Consider the following 13,900-nt stretch of genomic DNA (forward strand, 5'->3'; position numbering starts at 1 on the left):
GTTTTCTTTTATGCCCCGCTCATGCCCGTTCGATTTTCACGGTCGGGCGCGTATTGACAAAGATTTGCTCGACCCTTGGCTCGCCCGGTCCCGGTTTCTTCATCGCATAGCCGTTCACGGGCTGCGAACGGTTCACCCACAGCGCGTAATACAGGTGGTCGGCGCGCGGATCTTCCGTATTCGGGTGGATCAATATCGTCAGGCCCAGGCTGTTGAGCTGCAGCCACGGCACGATCACCGGTAACAGGTCATTCGTAAAGCCAAAGTAAAACGACGGCGTCACGTGGGGGCCGCGCGGCTCCAGATTCCAGTCGCCCAGCTCGATCTGGAAGCGCTCGGCCGCCCACTTGCGTATCAGCGCCGCCTTCTGGTAACTGTCTTCGTCAAAATAGATATGCGCGTGATAACTCTCGATATCCGTGTAGGCGCGCGGCTTGCCCGGCAAGGTTTCCTCGCCGGGGCGCACGCTGACGGGGCGCGGCGTGGGCGCCGTATCCGTATGCTCGCCCCATGGACTTTTGCCGGGCGCCGGTTTCGCGCGCTTGACGACGCCCTCCTGTGCCAGGGCCGACCCCGCCAGGCCGGAAGCGGCCAGCGCCGCCACCAGGCCGCCGCCGCGCAAGAGCGTGCGGCGCTGCGGAGAAAGGAGATTCGCCCATTCCAGATCGATGGCGGCGTGTTGTTTTTTGTCAGACATAGGATTTCCTGTTCTTGATGATCGGTAGAGGGATGGGGAAAATCAGAACGAGACGGTGGCGCGGGCGTAGTAATAGCCGCCCAGCACACCCAGCGGTCCCGAGTTGTCATACGCGCCCGTGTACTGCGCCAGGCTGGCGGCGCTGCGCGCTTCGCGCGGCACCTGGTTCGGCTTCTGGTCGAAGACATTGTTGGCGCCCACCGTCACGTTGATGCGCTTGCTGATGTCGTAGCCGATGCTGACATCCGTCACGAAGGCCGCTTTCAGCTGGTAGTCGCCGCCCGTGATGGCGTTCAGGCGCTTGAGCTTGCCGTAGCGCGTCTCGCGTACATTGAATGTCCAGCCGGCTTTTTCATACGCCAGCGTGATGACTTCCTTGTCGCGCGGCGCGCGGTACAGCAAGTCGTACTCGGCCGATTTGCTCAGGGTGCCGATGTTCGGCAAGCCTCGCAGCACGGCGGGAAGGTCCGCCTTGCCCACCAGGCTCGTATGGTTGAGATTCGCCGCCGCCGTCCAGCGCAGCTTGCCATCGGCCACGCGCAGCACATCTTCCGCCGTGAAATCGACGCCGCGGGTGCGCGTATCACCCACGTTGGCAAAGTAATGCGCGACGAGGCCATTGCCCACCGTCAAACCCGCCGAGCGCAGCAGGTTTTCAATGACGCCCGCTTGCGCCGCCGTCAGCGGCCGGCCGCTGCCATCGAGCGCCACGCCCGAGCTGCGGTCGATGCCGATATTCGACGACACGCCCAGGCGGTCGCTGACCTTGATTTGATACGCGTCAACGGCCAGGCGCAGGGTCGGCGTGGGGTTGAAGGTCAGCCCGGCCGACAGATTCGTCGATTTTTCAGGTTTTAACGCTTGCGCGCCCAAGGCCCGCGCGGCAACGGAATTGGGCTGTGCCAGGGTGTAGGGCACGCCCGCATGGTCCGACGTGTTCGAATACGACTGCGTCACCAGGCTAGGTGCATGGAAACCGTTGCTGACGGTGCCGCGCACGGCCACGGCGGGCGTGACGTCATAACGGGCGGACAAACGGCCCGTCGTCTTGCTGCCGAAATCGGAATATTTCTCGGCGCGCAAGGCCGTGTCGAGCAGCCATTGCGGCGTCAGCTTCGCGCCCAGGCCAACGTACGCCGCATAGCTGTGGCGCGCCGTGTCGGACGCATCGACGGGCAGGTAGCCGGCCAATGCCGACGAACCGCTGCCCTGCCAGGAAGCGGGTTCGCCCGGGCTGCGCTGCTGCGTTTCATGCGAGTACTCGAGACCGATGCTGAGATCGGCCGGCTCGCTCAAGCCCAGCTGCACGGGACGGCGTGCGTCCGCATTCGTCGTCGAGCGGCTGTAGCGCTGATTGCCGATGTCAAAATCCGTCTTACCGCCCGGATAGGTCAGCGAGTAGTTGGCCGAGTTTTCCACGCCCACGTCGATATCATCGCGGCCATAGGTGCTGCTGATATCCCAGCTCCAACCGGCCGTCTCGCCCTTGATGCCGCCCGTCAAGGAAAAATCGTTTTCGTTCGTCGTTTCATACGGCGTGAAGCCGTCGGGATACACGGCCAGCAAGCCCTTGTTGTTATTGAAAATGGTATTGGGCAGACGGAAATTCTGCGCCGAGCGGGCATTGCGGTGCGCATACGTGCCGAAGCCGTACAGTTGCACCTCGTTCGACACGTCATAACCGAGGTTAGCGCTGAGCGAGGCGGTCGTGCTTTGCGGCACGCCCGTATTGCGCCAGGGATTGCTGTTGCGCGTCGCTTCGGCCGGGTTCGGCGAGGCGCCGGCCGGCAAGCTGTTGTTCGGCCCCAGTTTGACCAGCTGGCCATCGCTGTTGCGCACGGCCGGATACGACAGGTAGGCGGGATTCAGTCCGAAATTGCGCACGGCAATGCCCTGGCGCTGGACTTCGGCGCCGAAGTGGGCAAAGCCGTGTTCGCCCAGGCGCGTGCCGCCATCGATGCGCGCGGAACCGTTCGTGCCGTCGCCATCGTAGGTGGAACCGAGCTGCGTGCTGAAGCTGCCCTTGTCATCCGCTTTCAGGATGATGTTGATGACGCCGGCGATGGCGTCGGAACCGTAGATGGCGGAGGCGCCGTCGCGCAGGATTTCCACGCGGGCAATGGCACCCGTGGGGATCAGGGCCAGGTCGGTGGCGACGGAGCCGGGAAAGCCATCCTCATTGACGATGGCCGTCGTATGCCGGCGCTTGCCGTTGACCAGCACCAGGGTATGCGAGGGGTCGAGGTTTCGCAACTGGCCCGCGCGCACGATGCTGCCCAGGTCGGGCTGCACGCGGGCCGGCAAGTTAAACGATGGCAAGGCCGTATCGAGCGCGTCGAGCAGGTTCAACTTGCCCGTGGCCTGCAATTGCTGCGCGCTGATCACGTCGATCGGCGCGGCGCTGTTGACCACTGTGCGGCCCGTGCCGCGCGCACCCGTGACGATGACGGTGTCCAGCGGCGCTTGCGCATGGGCCGCGCCAGGCGCTCCCAGCACGAGCACGGCCAACGAGACGGCGTGCGCCAATTGCCGCCGGCGCGGGGCGATATCTTGCTTGTGCATCAATTCCGGCATACGAAAACATCCTTTCAAAGTCGTCAACACAGTGGCTGCAGACTAAAGGATGGACAAACAAACAAGAACGAATGGTTTCGTATTTAGATATTTCGTTTTGGCAACGAACAACAGCGGCGCGCAGTCCTAGGGGGAGGATGGGGCCGTCGCCAGGCTCTGATCGAGCCGCTTCCAGTAATCGCGTTCCAGGCGGGCCGTGTCGATATCGCGGGCCGCCTCGTTGAAGCGCTTTTGCCGCGCCGCCCCCTCGGCATCGCGCTGGAAACACACGTGCACGGGGCGCTCCTTGAAGACGGTATCGATGACGGCGATGCGCTCCCGTTCAGCTTTGCTGAAGTTGCGTCCCATCAGCAAGTGCTGCAGCACATGGCGCTCGATGACGATCACGCGGTAGCGCTTGATCAACAGTTTCTTCAGATTCGTCGCATCGTTCAAGCCCTCTTCCGTCCTCAGCTCGCCGCGCGCCACCATGCCATCGAATTGCTCCCCATTCGAATAACCGGCCACGGTGCCGATGCGCAGCTTGCCCAGATCAGTCAGGGCGGCGCCGGGCACGCCATCCTCCTTCAGGTAGGCAAGCACACCTTGCGTGTTACCAACCGGAACAGAAAAATGACAGAGTTTTTCCCGTTCGGGCGTGCGCCAGACGGCCAGGAAACCGGCGTAACGGGGACTGGCCAGGCCAAACTGCATGGCGCGCTTCCAGGGAAAATACTCATATTTGACGACATAGCCCATGCGTTCGAAGACGGCGCTGACCATGGCGCCCGACATGCCGTCGGCAGGCAGGCTGCGGGAAATAAAGGGAGGCCAGTCTTCCGCCGCGAAGCGGACGATGCGCGAGCTGGCAGCGCCCGGCGCCGCCATGGGAGAGCCAGCCTGCCCGTATGCAAGGGCAAGTGTGGAGTGCATGAATAAACAGAAGGGCAAACCAACTGTCCGGAGGAAACGCATGTTTTGCTCCTATGACCTGGTACGCCTCACAGGGGGCGACAACAGGACTGGCGGTCGGCTTTTTGATTAGTAGCTTGATGAAAATCATGCTCCCACAAAAAAAAGGAATTGCAAAGTTGTTTATTTGCACTTTGACATTCCCAAGGGAAATAAAATACGATTGCGGCGCGCCTGCAACAGCTGGCCCTGGCACCCGCTATCCCCTCCTACAAAACAGGTTTTTACTTGTGCGCGGCCCAGATGGCCGATAATGACGTTTTACCGTGGAAGATGACCGTGCCGCACCCTGCCCCTGCCTCACTTGCCGACCAGATCGAAGACTTGCTGCCGCAAACACAATGCACCAAATGCGGCTACAACGGCTGCCGCCCGTATGCGGAAGCGATAGCCGCAGGCAGCGCCGACATCAATCAGTGCCCACCGGGCGGCGCGCAGGGCATCGTGCGCCTGGCCGGCTTGCTGGGCAAAAAAGTTATTCCGCTCAATCCCGTCAACGGCCTCGAACGTCCGCGATCTGTCGCCTATATCGACGAATCGCTGTGTATCGGCTGTACCTTGTGCATCCAGGCCTGTCCCGTGGACGCCATCGTCGGCGCCGCCAAGCAGATGCATACGGTAGTGACCAGCCTGTGCACGGGCTGCGACCTGTGCGTGGCGCCTTGCCCCGTCGACTGCATCGTCATGTACCCGGTCAGCGGTGACGCCACGGGCTGGGATGCCTGGAGCCAGATGGATGCGGACGACGCGCGCGCGCGCCACGATTTCCGCACGCAGCGGCTGCGCCGCGAAGCCGAGGCCAACGATGCGCGCCTGGCAGCCAAGGCCGTCGCCAAGATGCAGGAAGTGACGCAGGAAGTGCCGGTCACGCCAGATGAACTGGCGGAAAAGGAGCGCAAGCGCGCCATCATCGCCGCCGCCATGGAGCGCGCGCGCGCCAAGGCCGCCGCCAGCACCCAGACCGAACCGCCCGCCCCCAACACGCCGAAAAAAGACGCATGAACGCTGCCAAACGCCTGGAAATCTTTACGCGCTTCCGCGCCGCCAATCCTTCCCCGAAAACGGAACTCGAATACACGACGCCGTTCGAGCTGCTGATCGCCGTGCTGCTGTCGGCGCAGGCAACAGACGTGTCCGTCAACAAGGCCACGCGCCTGCTGTATCCGGTCGCCAATACGCCGGCCAAGATACTGGCCTTGGGCGTCGACGAGCTGGCCAGCTACATCCGCACCATCGGCCTGTTCCGCACCAAGGCCAAGAACGTCATCGCCACCTGCCAGATCCTGCTCGATCAGCACGGCGGCGAAGTGCCGCGCGACCGCGCTTCGCTGGAAGCCTTGCCCGGCGTGGGCCGCAAGACGGCCAATGTAGTCATGAACACGGCGTTTGGCGAACCGACGATGGCGGTCGACACGCATATCTTCCGCGTCTCGAACCGCACCGGCATCGCGCCGGGCAAGAATGTCGATATCGTCGAGCAAAAGCTGCTCAAATTCGTGCCCAAGGAATTCCTGCACGACGCCCACCACTGGCTCATCCTGCACGGCCGCTACACCTGCACGGCGCGCAAGCCGCAATGCTGGAACTGCATGATCGCCGACCTGTGTGACTACAAGGAAAAATCGCCGGTGCCGGCCGTGGTGTAAAGCAACGACCCGAATAGGGCCGATGGAGTCGCTGCGTAGGTCGGATTAGGCGCAAGGCGCCATAATCCGACGACCTTGTTGGCCGGTGGTGGCGTCGGATTACGCGGCGTTCGCCGCTAATCCGACCTACAACAACACCATATTGTCGCGATGAATCAGCTCATGGCCTTCCATGTAGCCGAGAATCGATTCGATCTCGGTGGACGGCTTGCGCATGATGCGGCGCGCTTCGCCGCTCGTGTAGTTCGACAGGCCGCGCGCCACGGGCACGCCGTGCGCGTCGACGCAGGTGATGACGGCGCCACGGCCGAATTCGCCGTTCACGCCCGTCACGCCGATCGGCAGCAGCGACTTGCCTTCCTGGCGCAGCTTTTGCACGGCGCCCGCATCGAGCACGACAGCGCCGGCCGTATGCAGATGATCGGCCATCCACTGCTTACGCGCCGTCAATTGGCCCGTTTGCGCCAGCAACTGCGTGCCGATCGCTTCGCCCTGGGCGAGGCGGCTGAGCACGTCGCTGTCGCGCCCCCAGGCGATGATGGTATGGGCGCCGGACTTGGCGGCGCGCTTGGCGGCGAGGATTTTCGTCAGCATGCCGCCACGCCCCAGGCTGGAACCGGCACCGCCGGCCATCGCTTCCAGGGCCGGATCGCCGGCGATGCCTTGCGTGATCAGGCAGGCGTTCGGGTCCTTGCGCGGGTCGGCCGAAAACAGGCCGTGCTGGTCCGTCAGGATCACCAGCGCATCGGCCTCGATCAGGTTGGCGACCAGGGCGCCCAGGGTGTCGTTGTCGCCGAACTTGATTTCATCGGTGACGACGGTATCGTTTTCATTGATGATCGGCACCACGCCCAGGCGCAGCAGGGTCGTCAGGGTGGAGCGGGCGTTCAGGTAGCGTTCGCGGTCGGCCAGGTCGGCATGCGTGAGCAGCACTTGCGCCGTGCCAAGGCTGTGGGCGCGGAAGCTGCTTTCATAGATTTGCGCCAGGCCCATCTGACCGACGGCGGCGCACGCCTGCAATTCGTGGATATCGGTGGGGCGCTGCTCGAAACCGAGGCGCAGCATGCCTTCGGCGATGGCGCCGGAGCTCACCAGCACCACTTCCTTGCCGAGGGCGCGCAAGCCGGAAATCTGCGCGGCCCAGCGCGCGATGGCAGCATGGTCGAGTCCGCGGCCATCGTTGGTGACCAGCGAGGAGCCGACTTTGATGATGATGCGGGTAGCTTTTTGAATCACGGAATCCATGGGGCGGCGCTCTTCACTTAATAGACGTCAGCGCGCAGGACGCAGCAGCAGCAAGGCCAGCCCCGCCGTCAACTCCATTGCGCACATGAACAACACAAAACCCTGGGGCAAGCCGAAGCTGATGGCCGCGAACAGACGGCCGGCGGGCTGCGCCAGGACCAACATTGCAGTGATATCGCCGAGGACGGGCAGTTCGCCCTGCCGTGCCGCGAACAGCGCCAGGAGCGCGGTAGCGCCCCAGACACCGACATGGGAAGCGTAGAACTGGCTGTAGCCATCGACGCCGTTGAGGAAGATGCCCATGCCGGCCGCCATTTCATCGGCGAACAGCAGACAGGCGACCGCGCTCAGCCCGTAAGCATACGCGATCAGATGCAATACACGGCGCTGCCACGCTTGCTTGCGTGCGAACGCGGCAGCGACCGTCTGTACCGACATCAGGGTAAGGCGCTTAGTCGAGGATCTTGAAACGCGGATCATCCGGGTCGATCGACGAGATACCGCGTGCTTCTTCGGTCATCTGCGTTTCTTCGGCACGGCTTTCGCTGTGTTTCTTCTCTTCCAGATGCTGGTAGATGGCATTGACCAGTTCCGGGCAACCCTGATGGTTCAGCGCGGAAATCTCGAAGACGGGACCTTTCCAGGCGAAACGCTTGAGGAAGTCCTTGACGATCTTCTTGCGCTCTTCTTCCGGCACCATGTCGAGCTTGTTCAGCACCAGCCAGCGCGGCTTGTCGACCAGCGACTCGTCGTACTTCTTCAATTCCTTGACCAGCGCCTTGGCTTCCTTGACAGGATCGACGTTGGTTTCAAACGGCGCCAGGTCGACGATGTGCAACAGCAGACCCGTGCGCTGCAAGTGGCGCAGGAATTGATGGCCCAGGCCCGCGCCTTCGGAAGCGCCTTCGATCAAGCCGGGAATATCGGCGATCACAAAGCTCTTCTCGTGCGACACGCGCACCACACCCAGGTTCGGGTGCAGGGTGGTAAATGGATAATCGGCAATTTTCGGACGCGCGTTCGAGACGGCCGAAATGAACGTCGATTTGCCGGCGTTCGGCATGCCCAGCAGGCCTACGTCCGCCAGGACTTTCAGTTCCAGGCGCAATTCGCGGCGTTCGCCTTCCTTGCCCTCGCCTTTTTGGCGCGGTGCGCGGTTGGTCGAGGACTTGAAGTGGATATTGCCCCAGCCGCCTTCGCCGCCCTTGGCCAGCATTTCGGTCTGGCCGTGTTCGGTCAGATCGGCCAGGATTTCGCCGCTCGCGTTGTCGATGATCAAGGTGCCAACCGGCATGCGCAGGTGGATGTCATCGGCGCCCTTGCCATAGCAATCTGCGCCACGGCCAGGCTCGCCATTGCGAGCCTTGTGCATTTTGGAGAAGCGGAAATCGACGAGCGTGTTGATATTGCGGTCGGCGACTGCCCAAATGGTGCCGCCCTTGCCGCCATCGCCGCCATCGGGACCGCCGAAAGGCCGGAATTTTTCACGGCAGAAAGAGGCGCAGCCGTTGCCGCCATCGCCCGCGATGACTTCGATTTTTGCTTCGTCGATAAACTTCATAATTTTGCCGCCATAAAACTAAAAAGGCTCTACCTTGGGCAGAGCCTTTCGATTGAAGGCTTGCGCCTTACATCATGCGATCATTGCGGAGCGAACTGGCGCTCCGCCAATGAATTACGCTGGTACTGCTTCGTTTGGTACAACGGTCACGAATTGCTTCGAGCCGGCACCTTTGACAACAAACTTCACTTTGCCCGCGATCAGCGCGAACAACGTGTGGTCCTTGCCCATGCCTACGCCTTCGCCGGCGCGCACTGGGGTGCCGCGTTGACGAATGATGATGCCGCCAGCATTGATAGCTTGGCCGCCGTAGACTTTAACGCCCAGACGCTTTGATTCTGAATCACGGCCGTTTCGCGTTGTGCCGCCGCCTTTTTTATGTGCCATTTAAGACTCCTTGATAGCTGATTAATTCAAACAGCGGCGATTAGCCGTTGATCGAAACGATTTGGATTTCGGTAAAATTCTGGCGATGGCCTTGATGCTTTTGGTAGTGCTTACGACGACGCATCTTGAAAATTTTGACCTTATCATGGCGACCATGCGCCACAACCGTAACCAGTACCGTTGCACCTTCGACCAATGGAGCACCAAACTTGATGCTGTCGCCCGCGCCTACTGCGAGAACTTGATCGATGGTGATTTCGGAACCAATGTCTGCCGGTATCTGTTCTACTTTAAGTTTTTCGCCAGCGACAACTTTGTATTGTTTGCCACCGGTTTTTATGACCGCGTACATGATTTGAAACCTCATCAAATGTTGAAAGAATTTATCCCACTGTCACGCAAAGCAAGCCGTACACAACAGGGGGAACCAGCGATTATACACGGACTGAGAAATTGCGTCAAAAAGTATTCACAAAGCTTGACGATCGTGGTATGTCGACAACCTGACCATCATGTCAGGCTCGCGCCAGGCAGACAGGAAAACGCGCGGCAGTGCCAACAAGATCAAACAATTGCCTTACAGCCATAGGCAAACATCACGCGTGCGCAAGCCTTGTCGTATAATCGCGGCACCCACAATCTAATGCAGGTTCGCCTTGTCTGACGCTAACAAACACGTTAACCAAAACACCATCGTGCAAACGATTGCCGCCGATATGGACGCAGTCAATACGGTGATCCGCCAAAAGCTGCACTCCGATGTCATTCTGATCAACCAGATCGCTGAGTACATCATCAGCGCAGGGGGCAAACGCATCCGTCCCGTGCTGATTTTGCTGGTGGCCAATGCCCACGCCTATCGCGGCACGGCGCACCATGAACTGGCCGCCGTGGTTGAATTCATCCACACGGCCACCCTGCTGCACGACGACGTCGTCGACGAATCGTCGATGCGCCGCGGACGCCAGACGGCCAATGCCCTGTTCGGCAATGCCGCTTCGGTGCTGGTGGGCGACTTCCTGCACTCGCGCTCGTTCCAGCTGATGGTGTCGCTCAATAATATGCGCGTCATGCAAATCCTCTCCGACGCCACCAACGTGATCGCCGAAGGTGAAGTGCTGCAATTGCTGAACATGCACGATCCGGACGTGACGCAGGAAAGCTACCTGAACGTCATCCGCTCGAAGACAGCCAAGCTGTTCGAAGCATCGGCGCAACTGGGCGCCCTGATCGCCGGCGCCAGCGAAGACGATATCGAAGCGGCTGCCGAATACGGCCGCTCGCTGGGCACGGCTTTCCAGCTGATCGACGACGTGCTCGACTATGCAGGCGACGCCGCCGAAATCGGCAAGAACGTGGGCGACGACTTGCGCGAAGGCAAACCCACCATGCCGCTGATCTGGCTGATGGAAAACGGTACGCCGGAACAACGCGAACTGGTGCGCAGCTGCATCGAGCAAGGCGACGAACAGCATTTCGATACCGTCCTGACGGCCATCACCAGCAGCGGCGCCCTCGACTACACGCGCAAGCAGGCGGAAATCGCCGGCCAGCGCGCCGCCGATGCCATCGCCGGCTGGCCCGACAGCATCTACAAGCAATCGATGCTGCAACTGTGCTCGTTTGCCGTGGACCGCAATCACTGATCGCGTTGTACTTATATGCAATACAAAACGGCGCCACTGGCGCCGTTTTTTATACTCCGCTCATTTCACCGGCTTGCCGTCGGCGCCGACCACGGCCTGGCCATCTTCCTTGGCAAATGCCCCTTGCTGCGGCAGCGGCAGGATCTCCAGCACCTTTTCCGACGGCCGGCACAGGCGCACGCCCAGTGCCGTGACGACGATGGGGCGGTTGATCAAAATAGGATGGGCTTGCATGGCGTCCAGCAGGGCCGCATCGCTCAGCTCAGGATTGGCCAGGCCCAGCTCGTCGTACAGGGCGCCCTTGTCGCGCATGACGGCGCGCACGGACAGGCCCGCACGCTCGATCAGGTCGACCAGTTCCTCGCGCGAAGGCGGATGCTTGACGTAATCGATGATGACGGGCTCGACGCCCGTGTTGCGGATCAGGGCCAGGGTGTTGCGCGACGTGCCGCATGCCGTGTTGTGATAAATCGTGATCGTCATGGTGTGATGTCCTTTACATTGGGTTCGCTGACGCAGCAAGGTGCGCCGGCGCAGCAGTTCTCGGTCAGGAAGGCGAGCAAGCCGTTCATGCCCGCATAATTGGCCGCGTAGATGATGGAACGGCCTGCCTTGTTCGCCGTCACCAGATTGGCGTGCGCCAGTTCTTTCAAGTGAAATGACAGCGACGATGGCGCAATCGCCAGCGCGTCGGCAATTTTCGTCGCGGCCATGCCTTCGGGCCCCGCTTGCACCAGCAGGCGGAATACGGCCAGCCGCGATTCCTGCGCCAGCGCAGCCAGGGCCACGATGGCGGAAGCGCTCGTCAGCGGCGTCGCCTGGTTCGCTATTGTCTTTTCATTTTCCATATTTCAATAATAGTCGAATTATTGAATCATTTCAAGCGCGGTGTCTTACGTAACCCAGCGCACCGACTGTCCCGGCCTATCGGTCTACCTTGATGAAAAATCACTGCGATCGGCATTCCCATGACACGCTCAACCCCGCTCAACATCCTCGGCTGGAGCCTCGCCGCCCTGCTTGCCCTCATCGCCATCGTGGCCATCTTCGTGCTGACCTTCGACTGGAACCGCGCCCGTCCCTATATCAACGAAAAAGTGTCGGAAAGCACGGGCCGCAGCTTCGTCATCGGCGGCGACCTGCAGGTGACATGGAAGCAAGGTCTGAAAACGGAACCGGGCTGGCGCCGCTACGTGCCGCGGCCTGTCATCAGCGCCCACGATGTGCGCATGAGCAACCCGGACTGGGCGACAGCCGGCCCGCAACTGGCCAGCGCGAAACGCATCGACCTGGCCATCCATCCCTTGCCCCTGTTGCAGCACCGCGTGGTGCTGACGGACCTGGCGCTCGACGCACCCAATATCGCCTTGCAGCGGCGCGCCGACGACAGCAACAGCTGGACCTTGAAGGATAACGGTCCTTCGGCATGGGACGTGGAAATCCAGCGCATGGCCTTCGCCGACGGCGCCATCCGCTACCTGGACGAAGGCATCGCGCTCGACGTGCAAGCCAAGGTCAGCTCGACGGCGCCCGACGCCACGCCGGGCGATGCGCAGGGCAACGCTCCGGTGCAGAAATACGGCATCGTCTTTACCCTGGGCGGCAGCTACCGCAAGGCGCCCGTGACGGGCGGCGGCAAGGCGGGCGCCGTGCTGTCATTGACCGACAATAACACCGTGTATCCCGTGCAGGCGCAGGCCGTACTGGGCAAGAACAAGGCCAGCATCGATGGCACCCTGACGGACCCGCGCTCGCTGTCCGGCATCGATTTGCAGCTGAGCCTGGCAGGCGCCAGCATGGCCGATCTGTACCCGCTGACGGGCGTGCTGCTGCCGGAAACGCCGGACTACGCCACCAAAGGCCGCCTGCTGGGCAAGAAGGACGGTGCCAGCTGGAACTGGACCTACCAGAACTTCAAGGGCACGGTGGGCCAGAGCGACCTGGCCGGCACCTTGCAATACCTGCCGCGCCGGCCCCGCCCCTTGCTGCGCGGCGAGGTGACGTCGCAGCAGCTGCGCCTGGAAGACCTGGGCCCCGCCATCGGCGCCGACAGCAATGCCAAGAAACAGGCGCGCGGCAAGGCGCCCGTGCAGCCCGACAATAAAGCCTTGCCGGTGGAACAGTTCAATACGGCGAAATGGGATGCGCTCGACGCCGACGTGAAATTTACGGGCAAGAAACTGGTGCGCACGCACGATATCCCGCTCAACGATATCGTCGCCACCATCCGCATGAAAGACAAGGTGCTGAGTTTGACGCCGCTCAATTTCGGCATGGCCGGCGGCGACATCACCTCGAACATCACGCTCGACGGCCGTCAAAAAACCATCGCCGCGCAAGCCAAGGTGGCGGCGCGCCACCTCAAGATTCGCGAACTGTTTCCCAAGCTGCAATCGATGCAAGCGAGCTTCGGTGAAGTGTATGGCGATGCGGCGCTGACGGGCCACGGCAACTCCGTTTCCGCCATGCTGGCCAGCGCGAATGGCGAACTGGCGGCCACCGTCAGCGAAGGCTCCGTCAGCCAGTTCATGCTGGAACTGGCCGGCCTGAACCTGGCCAACGCCGTCTTCGTGAAAATCTTCGGCGACAAGCAGGTGCACCTGAACTGCCTGGCCAGCGATTTCGCCGTCACGAATGGCCAGGCCGACGTGCGCCGCTTCGTGCTCGATACGGACACGGCCGTGGTGAATATCACGGGCAACGTCAACCTGGCAACAGAAACCCTGGACCTCGACGTGCGCCCCCGCACCAAGGGCGCCCGCATCATCACCCTGCGCACGCCGCTGTATGCGAAAGGCACGTTCAAGAACCCGGACGTGGGTCCGCAAAAAGGCCCGCTGGCATTAAAGGCCGGCGCCGCCGTGGCCCTGGCCACCGCCGTCACGCCGCTGGCCGCCCTGCTGCCGCTGGTCAACGTCGACAAGGCACCCGACACGGACTGCGCCGCCGTCATGGCCCAAGCCAACGCCACGCGCAAGGCCCCCACTTCGCCTGCGACGAATGCGCCGGCGAAAAAGGTCAGCGAAGCGGACATCAACAAGGCACAGCAGGAAAAGAAATAGCCCTTGACGCAGCCGCTTGAAACCCGCCCCGCCATCTGCTGTAATAACAGTAAGCGGGGTGTGGCTCAGCCTGGTAGAGCGCTGCGTTCGGGACGCAGAGGCCGGAGGTTCGAATCCTCTCACCCCGACCA

Annotated in this window: 14 protein-coding genes and 1 tRNA gene; 5 read left to right on the forward strand and 10 right to left on the reverse strand. The window is 61.8% G+C overall.

The genetic code is table 11. The annotated features are described in order from the left end of the window. Nucleotides 1–19: 19 nt before the first annotated feature. From OX462_RS23055 to OX462_RS23065, 3 genes are all read right to left on the reverse strand, one after another. Complete coding sequence (locus OX462_RS23055; RefSeq protein WP_409027149.1) at nt 20–697, reverse strand: DOPA 4,5-dioxygenase family protein; 678 nt, start codon at nt 695–697, stop codon at nt 20–22. Between the two features lie 42 nt (nt 698–739). Then, on the reverse strand, nt 740–3,271 hold the full coding sequence (locus OX462_RS23060) for a TonB-dependent receptor plug domain-containing protein (protein WP_409027150.1): 2,532 nt from the start codon (nt 3,269–3,271) through the stop codon (nt 740–742). A 126-nt stretch (nt 3,272–3,397) separates the two neighbouring features. Continuing rightward, complete coding sequence (locus tag OX462_RS23065) at nt 3,398–4,138, reverse strand: substrate-binding periplasmic protein (RefSeq protein ID WP_409027151.1); 741 nt, start codon at nt 4,136–4,138, stop codon at nt 3,398–3,400. Nucleotides 4,139–4,495: 357 nt separating this feature from the next. Here OX462_RS23065 and rsxB point away from each other — a divergent pair, with 357 nt between their 5' ends. Together rsxB and nth are read left to right on the forward strand one after the other, a co-directional pair. Beyond that, nucleotides 4,496–5,224: an electron transport complex subunit RsxB gene (gene rsxB / locus OX462_RS23070; RefSeq protein ID WP_070219277.1), complete on the forward strand. Its 729-nt coding sequence runs from the start codon at nt 4,496–4,498 to the stop codon at nt 5,222–5,224. Further along, complete coding sequence (gene nth / locus OX462_RS23075; RefSeq protein ID WP_409027152.1) at nt 5,221–5,868, forward strand: endonuclease III; 648 nt, start codon at nt 5,221–5,223, stop codon at nt 5,866–5,868. Before rsxB ends, nth begins: the two co-directional genes overlap by 4 nt. Nucleotides 5,869–5,994: 126 nt before the next feature. Here nth and proB read toward each other — a convergent pair whose 3' ends face one another. The 5 genes from proB to rplU form a co-directional block, all read right to left on the reverse strand. Continuing rightward, a complete protein-coding gene (gene proB / locus OX462_RS23080; RefSeq protein WP_070219279.1) occupies nt 5,995–7,113 on the reverse strand; it encodes a glutamate 5-kinase in 1,119 nt (372 codons plus the stop codon). A 27-nt stretch (nt 7,114–7,140) separates the two neighbouring features. After that, nucleotides 7,141–7,551: a hypothetical protein gene (locus tag OX462_RS23085; RefSeq protein WP_070219280.1), complete on the reverse strand. Its 411-nt coding sequence runs from the start codon at nt 7,549–7,551 to the stop codon at nt 7,141–7,143. Between the two features lie 13 nt (nt 7,552–7,564). After that, nucleotides 7,565–8,674: a GTPase ObgE gene (obgE, locus tag OX462_RS23090; RefSeq protein WP_034754647.1), complete on the reverse strand. Its 1,110-nt coding sequence runs from the start codon at nt 8,672–8,674 to the stop codon at nt 7,565–7,567. A gap of 114 nt (nt 8,675–8,788) precedes the next feature. Beyond that, nucleotides 8,789–9,061, reverse strand: a complete 273-nt coding sequence (rpmA, locus tag OX462_RS23095) for a 50S ribosomal protein L27 (RefSeq protein ID WP_070219281.1) — start codon at nt 9,059–9,061, stop codon at nt 8,789–8,791. A gap of 40 nt (nt 9,062–9,101) precedes the next feature. Continuing rightward, the gene (gene rplU, locus OX462_RS23100; protein ID WP_034754730.1) at nt 9,102–9,413 is read right to left on the reverse strand and encodes a 50S ribosomal protein L21; all 312 of its coding nucleotides are present in this window, start codon (nt 9,411–9,413) and stop codon (nt 9,102–9,104) included. A 304-nt stretch (nt 9,414–9,717) separates the two neighbouring features. Between rplU and ispB the strand changes: the two genes are divergently transcribed. After that, on the forward strand, nt 9,718–10,707 hold the full coding sequence (ispB, locus tag OX462_RS23105) for an octaprenyl diphosphate synthase (protein ID WP_070219282.1): 990 nt from the start codon (nt 9,718–9,720) through the stop codon (nt 10,705–10,707). Nucleotides 10,708–10,767: 60 nt separating this feature from the next. Here ispB and arsC read toward each other — a convergent pair whose 3' ends face one another. Next, nucleotides 10,768–11,190 (reverse strand): arsenate reductase (glutaredoxin), encoded by a 423-nt coding sequence (arsC, locus tag OX462_RS23110; protein WP_099410304.1) that lies wholly within the window; start codon nt 11,188–11,190, stop codon nt 10,768–10,770. Next, the gene (locus OX462_RS23115) at nt 11,187–11,555 is read right to left on the reverse strand and encodes an ArsR/SmtB family transcription factor (protein WP_227742107.1); all 369 of its coding nucleotides are present in this window, start codon (nt 11,553–11,555) and stop codon (nt 11,187–11,189) included. The genes arsC and OX462_RS23115 overlap by 4 nt, the downstream gene beginning before the upstream one ends. Nucleotides 11,556–11,675: 120 nt before the next feature. Between OX462_RS23115 and OX462_RS23120 the strand changes: the two genes are divergently transcribed. After that, on the forward strand, nt 11,676–13,769 hold the full coding sequence (locus tag OX462_RS23120; RefSeq protein WP_409027153.1) for an AsmA family protein: 2,094 nt from the start codon (nt 11,676–11,678) through the stop codon (nt 13,767–13,769). A gap of 54 nt (nt 13,770–13,823) precedes the next feature. After that, nucleotides 13,824–13,900: transfer RNA gene (locus OX462_RS23125), tRNA-Pro, on the forward strand.

It is taken from the genome of Janthinobacterium aestuarii (assembly GCF_046113285.1).
In the GTDB taxonomy this organism is placed as follows: Bacteria; Pseudomonadota; Gammaproteobacteria; order Burkholderiales; family Burkholderiaceae_D; genus Janthinobacterium.